The 15,901-nt window shown below is 63.3% G+C and carries 10 protein-coding genes; all 10 read left to right on the forward strand.

Annotated features, from left to right (window positions below; translation table 11 throughout):
• Positions 1-49: 49 nt before the first annotated feature.
• The 10 genes from M1E04_RS08340 to M1E04_RS08385 all read left to right on the forward strand — a co-directional run bounded on the left by M1E04_RS08340 (position 50) and on the right by M1E04_RS08385 (position 15,744).
• Positions 50-3,625 (forward strand): glycosyltransferase, encoded by a 3,576-nt coding sequence (locus M1E04_RS08340; protein WP_456292746.1) that lies wholly within the window; start codon positions 50-52, stop codon positions 3,623-3,625.
• An 898-nt stretch (positions 3,626-4,523) separates the two neighbouring features.
• The gene (locus M1E04_RS08345; protein WP_456292747.1) at positions 4,524-7,418 is read left to right on the forward strand and encodes a glycosyltransferase family 2 protein; all 2,895 of its coding nucleotides are present in this window, start codon (positions 4,524-4,526) and stop codon (positions 7,416-7,418) included.
• Positions 7,419-7,443: 25 nt separating this feature from the next.
• The gene (gene pseB, locus M1E04_RS08350) at positions 7,444-8,445 is read left to right on the forward strand and encodes a UDP-N-acetylglucosamine 4,6-dehydratase (inverting) (RefSeq protein ID WP_192130021.1); all 1,002 of its coding nucleotides are present in this window, start codon (positions 7,444-7,446) and stop codon (positions 8,443-8,445) included.
• Positions 8,442-9,620: a UDP-4-amino-4,6-dideoxy-N-acetyl-beta-L-altrosamine transaminase gene (pseC, locus tag M1E04_RS08355; RefSeq protein WP_192130022.1), complete on the forward strand. Its 1,179-nt coding sequence runs from the start codon at positions 8,442-8,444 to the stop codon at positions 9,618-9,620. Before pseB ends, pseC begins: the two co-directional genes overlap by 4 nt.
• Positions 9,621-9,650: 30 nt before the next feature.
• On the forward strand, positions 9,651-10,349 hold the full coding sequence (pseF, locus tag M1E04_RS08360) for a pseudaminic acid cytidylyltransferase (protein ID WP_192130023.1): 699 nt from the start codon (positions 9,651-9,653) through the stop codon (positions 10,347-10,349).
• Positions 10,346-11,452 carry a UDP-2,4-diacetamido-2,4,6-trideoxy-beta-L-altropyranose hydrolase gene (gene pseG, locus M1E04_RS08365; protein ID WP_456292748.1) on the forward strand — a complete coding sequence of 369 codons (1,107 nt, stop codon included), beginning with the start codon at positions 10,346-10,348 and terminating at the stop codon, positions 11,450-11,452. The genes pseF and pseG overlap by 4 nt, the downstream gene beginning before the upstream one ends.
• A gap of 70 nt (positions 11,453-11,522) precedes the next feature.
• Positions 11,523-12,575 (forward strand): pseudaminic acid synthase, encoded by a 1,053-nt coding sequence (gene pseI, locus M1E04_RS08370; RefSeq protein ID WP_456292749.1) that lies wholly within the window; start codon positions 11,523-11,525, stop codon positions 12,573-12,575.
• A 594-nt stretch (positions 12,576-13,169) separates the two neighbouring features.
• A complete protein-coding gene (locus tag M1E04_RS08375) occupies positions 13,170-14,102 on the forward strand; it encodes a ketoacyl-ACP synthase III (protein WP_192130025.1) in 933 nt (310 codons plus the stop codon).
• A gap of 101 nt (positions 14,103-14,203) precedes the next feature.
• Entirely contained in the window at positions 14,204-15,499 is a 1,296-nt protein-coding gene (locus M1E04_RS08380; RefSeq protein ID WP_456292750.1) for a motility associated factor glycosyltransferase family protein, read from the forward strand.
• Positions 15,496-15,744 (forward strand): hypothetical protein, encoded by a 249-nt coding sequence (locus tag M1E04_RS08385; protein ID WP_456292751.1) that lies wholly within the window; start codon positions 15,496-15,498, stop codon positions 15,742-15,744. Before M1E04_RS08380 ends, M1E04_RS08385 begins: the two co-directional genes overlap by 4 nt.
• The last annotated feature ends 157 nt before the right edge of the window (positions 15,745-15,901 follow it).

The raw sequence follows: 15,901 nt of genomic DNA on the forward strand, positions 1-15,901 counted from the left end.
TTATGCCGATCCTCTCCCCGGGGTGCGGCGCCGCTCGTGAGTCCCGCCCGTGAATTCAGCTCCCCTCGTCAGCCTCGTCATTCCCGCCTACAACCCGCGCTTTTTCCAGCGAGCCCTGCTGGACGCCCTGGCCCAGACCTATCGGCCCCTTGAAGTGGTGGTCTGCGACGACAGCGCGACCGACGAGATCCGGCGCACGGTCGAAAAATACCTCGACTCAAGCCCGGTCACGCTGCGTTATGTGCGCAACCCGAAGCGTCAGGGCTTCGTCGGCAACCTGCTGGTGTGCCTGGACGAAGCGCAGGGTGAGTTCATCAAGTTCTTCTGCGACGACGATCGGCTGTTTCCGGCGGCCGTCGCGCGTCAGGCGAGCATTCTGGTGGAACATGACGACGTCAGCCTGGTGCTGGCCCAGCGTTATTTCTGCGACCCCCAGGACGTTCAGTTGCCGGTGCGCATCGAGAACGCGCCGCTCGCCGAGTCCAGTTCGGTGTTCTACGGCGCCGACCTGCTCTCGGTGTTCGATATCTCGCCCACCAACTTTCTCGGCGGATTCAGCAGCTCACTGGTGCGCCGCAGCGACGTGCAGGTGATTCTGCCGGCGCTCAGGGAAGTCGGCGAGGGCTTCACCGCGCTGGTGGATTTCGTGCTCTACGTGTGCCTGCTCAAGCGTGGCAACATGGTCATGCTCAACGATGTCCTCAGCGCCGAACGTTTACACCCGGACCGTTTGAGCCGCCAGCAGTGGGTCAGGGACCTGATCAGCGACGAGCGGCAATGGCTGGGCAAGATGCTCAAGGCGCGGACCGGCGAAGACGCCCCCGAATATGGCTGGGTGCGCTTTGTGCCGCTGACTGAGGCGCTGGTGCAGCCTCGCGTCTGGCAAGAGCTGCCCCTCAGCCGCATGCTCGGTGACCGACAGGCCTCCTTGCCGTGGCGGGTCGGCACCGACAGCGAAAGTTTTGCCGAGCTGTACCAGCAGTGGTTGAGCTTCCGCACCCTGTTTGGCGCCGATCGGCTGCGCGTGGCGGATAACGTCGCCACCTGGCCGTCGCAGCCGAAGATGGTGGCGGTGGTGCTCGACGAACACGCCAGTGCCGCCGGAGTCGCCATGACCCTTGGCAGTCTCGACGCACAGTTGTATGCCGCCGAACTGACCCTGGTGCTGTCCAGCGCCTGCGAGACGCCCGTGCTCGACGGCCGCGTGTTCACCTTGCCGCTGCAGCCCGACTGGCTGGCGCAACTCAATGACCTGTTGCCCCAGCTTGAGCGCGGCGACTGGTGTTACCTGCTGCGGGCGGGGGATCGGCTGACCGATTGTGCGTTGCTGATCCTTGCCGAACGCGCGGCCCACTCGCCTGACGTGCTGTGCCTGTACGGCGACGAAGGCGCGTTGCACGAAGGCGAATCGGCCGAGCCGGTGTTCCGGCCTGACTTCAACCTCGACCTGCTGCGCAGTTATCCCTACGTCGGTCGCGTTCTGGCGTTTCAGATCGATGCGCTGGTCAGGCTCGGCGGTTTCGATTCGGCCTACGGCGAACTCGCGCCCCATGACGCCATTTGGCGCCTGACTGAAGCCCACGGCGTGGTGGTTCAGCACGTTTCGGAAATCCTGGTCGAGTCGCAGTTCCCGTTTCAGGCGTGGCTGGCGCTGGATGAGGTCATGGCGCAAAACGCCCCGGTGCTCCGCGCACATCTGCAGCGCATGGGCATTGCTCATCAGCTGCACGAGGTGGAAGGGCAGTGGCTCAATCACGTGGAATATCTGAGTGACGCGCGTCCGCTCGTCTCGATCATCATCGTCCATCAGGACCAGTTGGCGGCGTTGCAGCGCTGCGTCGAGTCGCTGCTGTCGAAGACCCCTTACGATCATTTCGAAGTGCTGATCGTCGACTGCGCCAGTCAACAGCCGGAGGCTCGGTCCTGGCTGGCGGACATGCAGCAGATCGGTGGCGACACCCTGCGCGTCCTGCATTACGAAGGGCAGGGCAATGGCGCCGACGTGCGCAACTTCGCCGCTGGCCATGCCCGGGGCGAGCACTTGCTGATGCTCAGTGTGTATGCGGTGGTCGCCGACTCCGCGTGGCTGGGCGAACTGGTCAATCACGGGCGGCGCGAAGAAGTGGGCGTGGTCGGCGCCAAGCTGTTCACCCCCGAAGGCTACATTCTCCAGGCCGGGCTGATTCTGGGTTACCACGGCCCGGCCGGCCCTGCGTTTTTTGGCGAGCCACTGCACGCGCCCGGTCATCTGCTGCGGTTGCAGGCGGCCCAGGACTTGAGCGCGGTGGGCGGGCACTGTCTGCTGGTGCGGCGCGCTTTGTTCGAGCAGCTCGGCGGCCTGAACGGCGACGAGTTCAGCGGCAGCCTGGGCGAAGTGGATTTCTGCCTGCGCGTGCGGGAGTCCGGTCATCTGGTGGTCTGGGCACCCCGTGCGGTGTTGGCGATCGGCGCCTCGACACCGGCGGAACAGGTCCGCGATAAACAATCCCAGGTCGACGATCAACACGCCTTCTACAAACGCTGGCTGCCGATCCTCGCCCGTGACCCGGCCTACAACCCCAACCTGCGCTTGACCGGTTCGTTCTACAGCCTGGAACCCGGCCTGAAGAAAGGCTGGAACCCTTATTCATCGCGACGTTTGCCCAATGTGCTGGCGATCCCGGTCAACAGCACGGCGGTGGGTCACTACCGCGTGTCCCAGCCGTTTCTGGAACTGGAGGCCGACGGCCGAATCGGCGGGCGGATGAGCTACGACCTGCCGTCGATCATCGAGCTGGAGCGTCAGTCGCCCGACGTGATCATTGTGCAGTGCCGCTACAGCCAGAATTCCATCGATCAGGTCGCCAGCCTCAAGGCGTACTCCAACGCCCGCCGCATCTACGAGCTGGACGACTACGTGATCAGCGTGCCGAAAAAGAACGGCCATCTGCGCAGCATGCCATCGAACATGGAAGCGATGGTGCGTCTGGGGATCAGCCTCTGTGATCGGGTGGTGGTCTCGACGGTGACGCTGGCCGATGCACTGTCGGGGATGCACCACGACATCCGCGTGGTGCCGAACATGCTGGCGTCGCAACTCTGGACCGGCCTGCGCAGCCAGCGCCGCACTTCGAAAAAGCCTCGGGTCGGTTGGGGCGGCGGGACCAGCCATGCCGGGGATCTGGAGATCATCGCCGAGGTCGTGCGCGAGCTCGCCGATCAGGTCGAGTGGGTGTTCTTCGGCATGTGCCCCGAGTCGTTGCGCCCGTACGTGCACGAGTTCCATCCGTCCGTGGGCTTGCTGGCCTATCCGGCGAAACTGGCGGCGTTGAACCTCGACCTCGCGCTGGCGCCGCTGGAGCACCACATTTTCAACGACTGCAAGAGCAACCTGCGCCTGCTGGAATACGGCGCCTGCGGCTACCCGGTGATCTGCACCGACACCCGGGCCTACGACGGCTACCTGCCATGTACCCGTGTGATGACCAACAGCACCGCCGAATGGCTCGAAGCGATCCGCATGCACCTGGCCGACCCCGACGCCAGCTACCGCATGGGCGATGAGCTGAAAGAAGTGGTCATGCGCGACTACGTCCTGCGCGGCGACAACCTTCAGCACTGGGTCAACGGCTGGCTGGCGGATTAGCCGCGCTGTTTTAGTGGGACCGGCTTCAGCCGGGAAGAGGCGAGCATGTGCACCCTCAACCCTGCGGTGTGACGAATGACGTCTTCCCGGCTAAAGCCGGTCCTACTGACGATACGCGGCGTGAATGTAGGACCGGCTTCAGCCGGGAAGAGGCCGGCATGTGCACCCTCAATCCTGCGGCGTGACGCCTGACGTCTTCCCGGCTAAAGCCGGTCCTACCCGCGTTCACCCCAATCCCACTGACGGTACGCGGCGTGAATGTAGGACCGGCTTCAGCCGGGAAGAGGCCGGCATGTGCACCCTCAATCCTGCGGCGTGACGCCTGACGTCTTCCCGGCTAAAGCCGGTCCTACCCGCGTTCACCCCAATCCCACTGACGGTACGCGGCGTGAATGTAGGACCGGCTTCAGCCGGGAAGGGGCCTGCATGTGCACCCTCAATCCCGCGGCGTGACGAATGACGTCTTCCCGGCTAAAGCCAGTCCTACACCCGCGTTCACCCCAATCTCACTGGCTGCACACGCTGCTTTAGTGGGACCGGCTTCAGCCGGGAAGAGGCCTGCAGGCGCACCCTCAATCCTGCGGTGTGACGCCTGACGTCTTCCCGGCTTGAGCCAGTCCTACACCCGCGTTCCCCCCAATCTCACTGACTGCACACGCTGCTTTAGTGGGACCGGCTTCAGCCGGGAAGGGGCCTGTAGGCGCACCCTCAATCCTGCGGTGTGACGCCTGACGTCTTCCCGGCTAAAGCCCATCCTGCCCATTGCGCGCAGTCCCGCCATCCAGAGTTGGCGTGCTTCCTGCTTCGTCTCCCCGATATCGCCATTGATCATCTTTTTGACGCTTGGCCGCATCACAGGGAAAACGTAATGCACCCTCATTCATCTCCGGGAAACACCATGCCGCTCGATGCCCAACTGACGCTTGTGGTCCTCACCCATGACCGGCCCGCACTCCTGCGCCGGACATTGCAGTACTACAGCTCCTCGTCGGCCCACGTGCTGGTGCTGGATGCTTCGCAGCAGTCAGCCGCCGACGTCGCCGCGCTGTTCCCGCAGGTGGATTACCGCCACGTGCCGCAGTTCGCCGAGACCGGGGTCCTGAGCAGGATCGCCCATGGCGTGACCCAAGTGACCACGCCGTTCATGGCGTTCGTGGGCGACGAAGATTTTCTGATGCATGACGCGCTGGCCCAGTCGGTGGAATTTCTGGCTACCCACCCGGACTACGGCCTCTGCCACGGCTATTGCCTGATGTACCAGGCCCACGGCGACAAGGTCGAGTACTTCCGCCGCGACAAAAAGGGCCAGGAAGACTTCGCCGCCGACAACAGCGGCGAGCGCGTCCTGAGCTTCATGGACCACTACATTCCGCCGTTCTACGCCGTTACCCGCACGGCGCTGCTACAACAATGGTTCGCCGCGCTGCCCCAAGGCGTCAGTGGCGAGCTGCAAGAGTTCGGTCACGCCTACTTCCTGCTCTCGGCCGCCAAGGCGCGGACCCTGCCGATACCCTACGTGGTCCGTGAGCTCAACCACCGGCTCTCCGACCGCCCGACTCACATGCTGAAAAAGCTGAGTGACAGCGATCCGTCAGCCGTCCTCGAGCGCCACGAATTCGCCAGTTTTCTGGCAGCCCTGACCACCACCCACGGTGAGCTGAATGCAGCCGACGGCACCGAGCAGGTCAAAAAGGCCTACGCCGCCCTGCAGGCCTGTCTCGAAGACCAGCGTTCCCTGGGCCTGACCAGCATCGTGCTGTCGCGCTGGAACGACGTGTTCAAACCCGCAGACCGCCAGTTCGGTCCCCGTCAGTTCGTCGAAATGCCGTTTTACAACCAGGCCTTCTTCGACGTCCTGACCGAGATCGAGTTTCTGATCCACGCGCTGCCGGCCGGCAAGCTGCAGATGGAACAGCTCGAAGGGACCTGGGTTCAGCACGAAGTGCTGCTGCGCAGCCACGGCAACGACAACCCCGAAACCATCGCCAACCGGATGTGGGAAGCGATGGCCCTGAACATCTTCAACCCGTACATCGTCGAGCCCCTCGCCGGTCTCATGGCGCGCCAGGGTGACCCCGAAGAAGCGCTGGAAATGTCGCGCTGGTTGCAGCGCCTCAATTCGGTCCAGCGCCAGGACCATCGCGTGACCCTCGCCAACATGCCATCGGGTCAGCTGTTGCAGTGGCTCGACGCACGCCAGCCGAGCCCGAGCGACGCACAAGCCATCCTCAGCCGCATCGACAGCCTCGGCGGCGGACCGCAGTTCGGCATTCTGTTGCTGGACCTCGACGATGACATGAACAAACTCCAGGTCACCCTGGACAGTCTGGTCGAAGGCCACTGCAAGACCTTCAAGGTCGTGGTGTTCACCAGCGGCGAGCCACCGGCGGCGACCAGCGCGCAAAACACCCTGCATTTCGTCAAGGTCAGCAAGAGCAACTGGGTCGACAAGGTCAATCAGATCGCCCGCCAATCCACCTGCAACTGGCTGATGCTGGCCGAAGTCGGTGATGCGTTCACCGCCGGCGGCCTGCTGCGCGCCTCGCTGGAACTGCAGGCCGCGCCTGACTGCCGCGCGGTGTTCGCCGATGAAGTTCAACGTGAGGCCAGCGGTGCGCTGACCCACGTCATGCGCCCCGGCTTCAACCTCGACCTGTTGCTGAGCAACCCGACGCTGATGTCCCGCCACTGGCTGGTCCGCCGCGACGTGCTGGTCGAGGCCGGCGGTTACTCCGCCGACTTCGCCCAGGCTGCCGAATTCGAACTCCTGCTGCGCATCATCGAGCAGGGCGGCATGGGCTGGCTGGCGCATCTGGACGAGCCGCTGCTGGTCACCGACGCGCAACCGCTGGAAGAGAACGCCCAGCAACGCCTGGCGCTGACCCGGCACCTGAACAATCGCGGCTTCAAGGCCCAGATCAGTCCGGCAGCACCGGGTACCTGGCGCATCGACTACCGCCACATCCAGCGCCCGCTGGTGTCGATCCTCGTCCATGGCGTTGACGACCTGCCCGTGCTGCAGCGTTGCCTGGCGAGTGTCCTGTTGCGCACGCGCTACGCGAATTACGAAGTGCTGATCGCGGACGATCACAGTGTCTCGGCGGAGCTCAGCGAATGGCTGGGTCGCCAGCACAAAGGTCGCGTGCGGGTCATCGCCATGGATCAACCGTTGAGTCATTCAGCGCGGGTCAACGCCCTGCGCGAACAGGCCACAGGCGAATACCTGGCGCTGCTCTCGGCCCACGGTGAAGTCATCAGCCCGAACTGGATCGACGCCTTGCTCAATCAGGCGATGCGCCCGGAAGTCGGCGTGGTTGGCGCCAAGTTGATCGACCGCAACGGCACGGTCAGTCAGGCCGGTTTGATCCTCGGCATGGACGGCGGTGTGGGTTCGGCCTTCATCGGCGAAGCGAAAGACGCCGCGGGCTACATGAGCCGACTGTTGCTGGATCAGAATTATTCGGCGGTGTCCGACGCCTGCCTGATGGTGCGCTCGTCGCTGTTCGATGACGTCGGCGGCCTGGATCAAGGGCATTTTGCCGACGCCTTCGCCGATGTGGACCTGTGCCTGAAGGTGGCCCAGGCCGGGTACCTGACGGTGTGGACGCCTCACGTGCAGTTCGTGCATTCGGGCGCATTGCCCGACGCGCCACAGGCGCTGGCCGCGCTGCAAGACAAATGGTCCGGGGCGTTTGCGCACGACCTGGCGTACAACAAAAATCTGCAACTGACCGGCAAGGGCTTCACCCTCGCTCAGGCCGACGGTTCCAGTTGGGCCGAGCTGCTCGCTTAAGGCCTCCGGGTTAAAGGACTACGTCATGTTCAACGGCAAATCAGTGTTCATCTCAGGCGCGACCGGCTCGTTCGGCCGCATGTTCATCCGCACGCTGCTGGCGCGTTATCAGCCCCGGCGCGTGGTGGTGTTCTCCCGCGATGAACTCAAGCAGTACGAAATGCAGCAGGAATTCAACGCGCCCTGCATGCGCTATTTCCTCGGCGACGTGCGCGATGCCGATCGCTTGCAGCAGGGCATGCGCGGCATCGATTACGTGGTCCACGCGGCGGCGCTCAAGCATGTGCCGGCGGCGGAATACAACCCGACCGAGTTCATCCGCACCAACGTCAATGGCGCCGAAAACATCATCTCGGCGGCCATCGCCAACGGCGTGAAGAAGGTCGTGGCGCTGTCGACCGACAAGGCCGCCAGCCCGATCAATCTGTACGGCGCCACCAAGCTGCTGTCGGACAAACTGTTCGTCGCCGCCAACAACATCGGCGGCGAGGAGCAGACGCGTTTTTCCGTGGTGCGATACGGCAACGTGGCCGGCTCCCGGGGCTCCATCGTGCCGTTCTTCAACAAGCTGCTGGCGGGTGGGGCGGCTGAATTGCCGATCACCGATTCGCGCATGACGCGCTTCTGGATCACCCTCGACCACGGCGTGGATTTCGTCATGCAGAGCTTCGAGCGCATGCACGGCGGCGAAGTGTTCGTGCCGAAGATTCCGTCGGTGCGCATCGTCGATCTGGCCCAGGCCATGGCCCCCGACCTGCCGCACAAGATCGTCGGCATCCGTCCCGGGGAAAAACTCCACGAGCTGATGGTGCCCCAGGACGACGCGCGCATGACCCTGGAATTCGACGACCACTACACCATCGTGCCGTCGATTCGCTTCAACAACGTCGACACCGACTTCGCCGTCGACGCCACCGGCGCCCAGGGCAAAGCGGTTCACGACGAGTTCGAGTACCGCTCCGACACCAACCCGGACTTCCTGTCGATCCGCCAGATCGGCGAGCTGCACGCTGACGTTCAGCCATGATTCCGTACGGCAGGCAGAGCGTTGATCAGGCCGACATCGACGCCGTTGTCGAGGTGCTGACGTCGGACTGGCTGACCCAGGGCCCAACCCTCGAACGCTTCGAAGCGGCCATGGCCGAGCGCTGTGAAGCCGGTTTCGGGGTGGCGGTGTGCAACGCCACGGCGGCGCTGCACATTGCCTGTCTGGCGGCGGGACTGGGGCAGGGCGACTGGCTGTGGACCAGCCCGAATACGTTTCTGGCCTCGGCCAATTGCGGGCGCTATTGCGGCGCCGATGTGGACTTTGTCGACATCGATCCCCTGACCTGGAACCTCGACACCGACGCCCTCGCGCGCAAGCTTGAAGTGGCGGCATCCAACGGCACGCTCCCCAAGGTGCTGGTGGCGGTGGCGTTTTCCGGCCAGAGCTGCGACATGCGCGCCATCGGCGAACTGGCCCGGCGTTACGGTTTTGTGGTGATCGAAGACGCCTCCCACGCGGTGGGCGCGCACTATGCCGGGCGCCCGGTGGGCTGCGGCGAATTCGCCGACATGACGGTGTTCAGCTTTCATCCGGTCAAAATCGTGACCACCGGCGAAGGCGGCCTGGTGCTGACCAATCGCCCTGAACTGGCCGAACATTTGCGCCGCCTGCGCAGCCACGGCATGACCCGTGACCCGGGGCAGATGGACGAGCCCAGCCACGGCCCCTGGTATTACCAGCAAGTCGAGCTGGGCTTCAATTACCGCATGACCGACATGCAGGCGGCACTGGGGCTGTCGCAGCTGAACAAGCTCGACGGTTTTCTGGCCCGGCGTCGGCAGTTGGTGGCGCGCTATCAGACGCTGCTGGCCGACCTGCCGCTGACCTTGCCGACCCTTCAGGCTGAGGCCGATTCTGCGTGGCACTTGTACGTCGTGCGCCTGCAGACCGACCTGCTTGCGCTGAGCCATCGTCAAGTCTTCGAAGGTTTGCGCGGGGCAGGCATCGGCGTGAACGTGCACTACATCCCGGTCCATCTGCAGCCCTATTACCGCGTCCTGGGTTTCAACCCCGGTGATTTCCCCGAAGCCGAGGCTTATTACGCCCAAGCCATCAGCCTGCCGCTGTACCCGGCGATGACCGAAGCGCAGCAGGATGACGTTGTTGAACAGCTTCACCGTTTGCTCGGCGAAACGCGCCCGGCGGCCACTTGATGCGGACGAACCCATGACAGGCCCACGAGCATGAGCGCCGTCGCCATCATCCCCGCACGGGGCGGCAGCCAGCGCATCCCGCGCAAGAACATCAAGCTGTTCAACGGCGAGCCGATGATCGCGTATTCCATTCGTGCTGCGCGGGCGAGCGGGGTGTTTGATCAGATCGTGGTCAGCACCGACGACGAAGAAATCGCTGACGTTGCCCGCGATTGTGGCGCTGACGTGCCGTTCATGCGCCCGGCGGACCTGGCCGACGCTTTCACTGGCACGGCGGCAGTGATTCAACACGCGCTTTGCGCACTTGATCGGCGCTTTGATTACGCTTGCTGCCTCTACGCCACCGCGCCGCTGTTGCAGGCGCGTTATTTGCGTCATGGCTTGGAAGTACTCGAAGCCGATGCGGCAAAATCCTATGCGTTCTCGGTGTGCAGCTTCGGCTTCCCGGTGCAGCGTGCGTTGTTGATCGACAGCGACGGCAGCCTGTGCGCGATGCACCCGGAATTTCGCAGCGTGCGTTCTCAGGATCTGCCCGTCGCCTATCAGGACGCCGGCCAGTTCTACTGGGGCCGCAGCGACGCCTGGCGGCGCGGCGACACGGTGTTTTCCGAGCTCAGCCTGCCGGTGATTCTGCCCCGGCATCTGGTGCAGGACATCGACAGCCCGGAAGACTGGTTGCGCGCGGAATACCTGTACGCCGCGCTCAAGGCCGGTGGGGAGCTGCAATGATGCGCGTGCTGATCCGCGCCGACGCCTCGGTGACCATCGGCAGCGGCCACATCGCCCGCTGCCTCACGCTCGCCAACACGCTGCGTGCAGATGGCGCCGATGTGCGCTTTGCCTGCCGCGAATTGCCGGGGCATCTGCTTCAGCGGCTGGCGGATCAGGGCTATGTTGCCTACGCCCTGCCGGCACGCTATGGCGCGCAGGAAGACCAGGACATCGAAGCAGCGTTGCCTTGGCAGGCGGACCTGTCTGCCCTGGCCGAAGAGCTTGAGGATGAGCCGCTCTTTGACTGGCTGATCGTTGATCATTACGGCCTGGATGCACGCTGGGAAAAGGCGGCGCGCGGTCTCGCCGATCGAGTGATGGCGATCGACGACTTGGCCAACCGGCCCCATTCGGTTGAAGTGTTGCTCGACCAGAATTACAGCGCGCAGGCGCTGAATCAGCCCTACGCCCCCTGGATCGACCGTGAGTGCCAGGCGTTTCTGGGGCCGCGATTTGCCCTGCTGCGCGACGAGTTTCAGTGCGACCCCATCGCGATCAAGCCGCGTGTCGAACGGGTGCTGGTCAACTTCGGTGGCTTCGATGCGGCCGGGCAGGTGTACGCCACGATGCTGGCGCTTCAAGGCTTTGATGATCTGCAGGTGGATTTCGTCGCCGGTTTGCATAACCCCCACTGGGAGGCGATGGGCGATCTCGCAGCCTCTCGGCCTGAGTGGCATTTGCACACGCTGACCGGTGATTTTTTCGCGCTGATGCAGGCGGCCGATCTGTTTATCGGCGCCGGCGGCGGCACCACCTGGGAGCGCGCGGCGCTGGGGTTGCCGACCATCTGTATTTCGGTGGCGAACAATCAGCAGCTCAATGCGCAATTGCTGGCCGAGGCCGGTGTGCATGTGTACCTCGGGCCCCATGTGCAGCTTGAGGCCGGGCGTTTGCGTGATGCGATCGGGCAGCTGTGGGGTGATGCCGCTTTACGCCGGTCCTTCGCCGAACAGTCGAGGTTGTTGGTGGATGGCCGTGGTGCCCGGCGCATCGCTGATGCATTGGCGGCCCTGGTCAACCCAGACAGTCCAGCTACCGCCGTAACGCGGCAGGGCGCATGAGCCGCTGCCCGTTCCTATTTTTATCGTCCGGCCTTGGGCCGACCGACGTCACTGCAACGAGTGAGCAACGATGACTTCTTTCAAGATCGGTTCCCGAACCATCGGCCCCGACGCGCCGCCGTTCATCATCGCCGAGATGAGCGGCAACCATAATCAGTCGCTGGATCAGGCGTTGCGCATCGTCGAGGCGGCGGCCAGGGCGGGCGCCCATGCCCTCAAACTGCAAACCTACACCGCCGACACCATGACCCTGGACATTGCCGAGGGCGAGTTCTTCATCAAAGACCCCAACAGTTTGTGGGCCGGGACGTCGCTGTATGCGCTGTATGAACAGGCGCACACGCCGTGGGAGTGGCACGCGCCGATCTTCGCCCGGGCCAAAGAGTTGGGGCTGCTGGCGTTTTCCACGCCCTTTGATGAGTCCGCCGTGGACTTTCTCGAAAGCCTCGACGTGCCGGCCTACAAGATCGCCAGCTTTGAAAACACCGACATCCCGCTGATCCGCAAAGTGGCGGCGACCGGCAAGCCGATGATCATTTCCACCGGCATGGCCAGCATCGCCGAGCTCGATGAAAGCGTACGCGCGGCGCGGGCGGCGGGCTGCAAGGATCTGGTGCTGCTGAAATGCACCAGCACCTACCCGGCGACCCCGGCCAACAGCCACGTGCGCACGATTCCGCATCTGGCCGGGTTGTTCAACTGCCAGGTGGGCCTGTCCGATCACACCATGGGCGTCGGCGTGTCGGTGGCGGCGGTGGCCATGGGCGCGACGGTCATCGAAAAGCACTTCACCCTCGACCGCGCCGACGGCGGGGTCGACGCCAGTTTCTCCCTGGAACCGGCGGAAATGGCCAGCCTGGTCATCGAAACCGAACGCGCGTGGCAAGGCATGGGCCACGTGCAATACGGCGCCACCGAAGCCGAACAGAAATCGCTGCAATACCGCCGCTCGTTGTACGTGGTGCGAGACATCGCCGAGGGCGAGGCCTTCAGCCCGGACAACATCCGCGCCATCCGCCCTGGCCTCGGTTTGGCGCCCAAACACATCGATGCCGTGCTGGGGAGCAAAGCCCGACACGCACTGAACCGCGGGACCGCGTTGAGTTGGGATGTGGTGGGTTGAGTGAAGGCTGGACCGGCATCACTTGGGAATTGCGCTGTGAACACGAATGTGGGACCGGCTTTAGCCGGAAAGACGGCATACGCCACACCGCAAAATCGAGGGTGCGTAAAGGCCTCTTCCCGGCTAAAGCCGGTCCTACTAAACGTGTAGTCAGTGAGATTCGCGGTGAACACGAACGTAGGACCGGCTTTAGCCGGGAAGACGGCATTCGTCACACCGCAAAATTGAGAGTGCACATCAGGGCCTCTTCCCGGCTGAAGCCGGTCCTACTAAACAGCGCGTCGAAGCTCGACCACACGCCACATTCCCGTGACATCTTCATGTCAATCACCTGTCTGAGCAGCGATCTGATGTTGCGCGGCACCCGTCGGTCAGCTAAAAGCTTGTAAAACTTTTGGTGACCTGTGGGTCATAACGGGCATCTTCACTGTATCGTGTTGGCGGTCCGTGACGTCCTCGGGCTGATTCCAGAGCGATTCTGGTGTCGCCCTGACCTGTACGTTGCCTTTTTTTTCAGGCCGCAAGCCCCGGATTTTCAACGCCCCGCCTAACCGCGCCGGGTGATGTTCAGCAGTTTTTTATTGGGAAGCCATGATGATTGGCATCAAGAGCATAGCGAGTTATGTGCCCACGGCCGGCGTCGACAATTACGCCCAGGGTGCCAAATTCGGAAAGGATGAAGACTTCATCCTTGGCAAGATCGGTTCTGCTTTTCTGCCGCGCAAAGACGACACCCAGGAAACCTCGGACCTGTGCGTCGAAGCGGTCAACCAGCTGTTCGCCAACAACCCCGGTCTCTCGCGGGACGCCATCGACGCACTGATCGTCGTCACCCAAAACGGTGACGAAGAAGGCCTGCCGCACACGGCCGCCATCGTTCAACACAAACTCGGCCTGCCGACCCACGTCGCCGCGTTCGACATTTCCCTGGGTTGCTCGGGCTACGTCTACGGCATCTATGCGCTGAAAGGCTTCATGGAAGCGACCGGCCTGAAAAACGGCCTGCTGGTCACCGCCGACCCGTATTCGAAGATCGTCGACCCGGAAGACCGCAACACCACCATGCTCTTCGGCGACGCCGCCACCGCCACCTGGATGAGCGACGACGCCCCATGGCAGCTGGGTAAATCCAAGTTCGGCACCGACGGCTCCGGCGCAGAGTTCCTCAAGACCACCGACGGCGCGTTCTACATGAACGGGCGTCAGGTATTCAACTTCGCGCTGGTCAAAGTGCCCTCGCACCTCAACGAATTGCTCGAAGACTCCGGCCTGCAATCCTCCGACGTCGATGCGTTCTGCATCCACCAGGGCAGCGCGGCCATCGTCGATGCGGTCGCCCGTCGGTTCGAGGACGGCAAGTCGCCGGAGAAATTCGTCAAGGACATGCTCGAGACCGGCAACACGGTGTCGTCCAGCATTCCGCTGCTGCTGGAAAAACACGTCATGAACGCCACCTGGAAGCGCATCGCGGTCAGCGGTTTCGGCGTGGGCTTGTCGTGGGGCTCGGCGATCCTTTATCGTCCCTGACAGCGAATCACCGGGCTGCCTCCAGCCTGCACAACGGCGACGCTGATGACTCAGGTCGCCGTTTTGCTTTCTGCACTTCCCCCAGGAAAAGGATTGCCGTCATGAGCGAGATTCTCCAGCACAACCTCGCCGTGATCGAACAGCGCTGGCCGGACGAGGCCCAGCGGTTGCGGGCCGAAAACGTCGAATCCATTCCCGCGCAGTTGATCGAAGGCCGACAATCGACCCTCAGCATTGGCGGCATTCAGCTCACCAGCCGCCATGATCGCCTCGCCGAAGCGCAAACCCAGGCGCAAAGCCTCCGCGCCAACAGCCCCGTCGTTCATCTTTACGGCACCGCCCTCGGCGATCTGCAGCGGGTATTGCTGGCCGACGCTTCCCTGCAAACGCTGCACGTCCACATCCTCAACGGCGCGTTGTTTGCCCTGGTGCTGCAACTGCTGGAACAGGATGACTGGCTGTCCGACCCCCGCGTGAGCCTCGCCTATGCCGACGCCTGCAGCGAGATTCAGCTGCCATTCTTCGCACTGCCGGCCGAACTGGTGCTGGCCGACGACAGCAGCGCGCGGATCCGCGATCGGCTGGTCAGCGAAGTGCACGTCGACTTCAACAACCAGGCGTTCGCCGCCGACACCCCCGACAACGCGCGCCTGCTGGAGCAGGGCAGGGCGCTTGTGCAGCGGGACACCGATGTCGCTGCGTTGTTTGCCACGCAGTCGGGGTGTGACGTGTTCGTCATCGCGACGGGGCCAAGTCTGCAACAGCATTTGCCGCGCCTGTTGAGCACGTCAAACAGCGCCAACCGGCCGCTGATTATCTGCGTCGACACCGCCTACGTGCCCCTGCGCAACCAAGGCATCAGGCCGGACGTGGTGGTGAGCATCGACCACCGCATCACCCCCCGGCATCTCCCCACCGAGGATTCGGCGCACATCGCGCTGGTCTATGTGCCGGGCCAAGACGCGGCAATGCTGGAGGCATGGCAAGGCCCGCGCTACGTGGGTTATTCCACCAGCCCGCTGTATGCCCGGCTGCGCGAAGAAATCCCGAAAGCCACGTTGCACGTGGGCGGGAGTGTCATTCATCCCGCCGTCGATCTCGCCGTCAAAATGGGCGCCGCGCGGATCACCCTGTTCGGCGCCGACTTCGCCTTCCCCGGCGGCAAGACCCACACCGGCTGGCAGGACGGCGACCTGGGGCCTGCCCTGAGCATCGCCAAACACTGGGTGCGCGACGGGCGGGGCCAAAAGGTCAAGACGCAGCTCAATTTCCGCAGCTACCTCATCGAACTCGAACGCTTCATCGCCCGCCACCCCGAGGTCACCTTCCTCAACACCAGCCGCGACGGTGCGCTGATCGCCGGCGCCGACTTCGACCCTGACTGGACCGCGCCATGACCCTGCCTGAACACGTCGTAGAAGAAGCCCGCGAATGCGCGAAGCTGTTCCGCTTGGGCCGGGATATTGAAGGGGCCTTGCAAATGGTCGAACTGATTGATCGGTCGCTGCCACTGATGGACGGAGCTTCTGTCGAAAGACAGGCTGAATGGGGGAGGGTGTTGAGTGCGATTCTGGCGTGCCAGGAGCGGCAGGATTGGTTGGGGTTAGCGGACTGGTTGGAAGTTGAGTTTCTTGAAGTCTGACACTTTCCCATTGTCGGGAAGTTAGAGAAATCTCCTACATTAGTTTCAGTTTGATCTGAATTAAGCGGCCCGCAGCGGCCGTTTTTTTATGTTTTTTTAATATCTATTCCAATTAATGCGTTAGCCAATTTATTCCCCTTCATGTGTCGTGATGGCG

Source organism: Pseudomonas sp. AK106 (assembly GCF_053903055.1).

Coding starts and splice junctions, on each gene's coding strand:
- pseB (WP_192130021.1), top strand. CDS start 7,444: ATGTTCAACGGCAAATCAGTGTTCATCTCAGGCGCGACCGGCTCGTTC.
- pseI (WP_456292749.1), top strand. CDS start 11,523: ATGACTTCTTTCAAGATCGGTTCCCGAACCATCGGCCCCGACGCGCCG.
- M1E04_RS08375 (WP_192130025.1), top strand. CDS start 13,170: ATGATTGGCATCAAGAGCATAGCGAGTTATGTGCCCACGGCCGGCGTC.
- M1E04_RS08380 (WP_456292750.1), top strand. CDS start 14,204: ATGAGCGAGATTCTCCAGCACAACCTCGCCGTGATCGAACAGCGCTGG.
- pseF (WP_192130023.1), top strand. CDS start 9,651: ATGAGCGCCGTCGCCATCATCCCCGCACGGGGCGGCAGCCAGCGCATC.
- pseG (WP_456292748.1), top strand. CDS start 10,346: ATGATGCGCGTGCTGATCCGCGCCGACGCCTCGGTGACCATCGGCAGC.
- M1E04_RS08345 (WP_456292747.1), top strand. CDS start 4,524: ATGCCGCTCGATGCCCAACTGACGCTTGTGGTCCTCACCCATGACCGG.
- pseC (WP_192130022.1), top strand. CDS start 8,442: ATGATTCCGTACGGCAGGCAGAGCGTTGATCAGGCCGACATCGACGCC.
- M1E04_RS08385 (WP_456292751.1), top strand. CDS start 15,496: ATGACCCTGCCTGAACACGTCGTAGAAGAAGCCCGCGAATGCGCGAAG.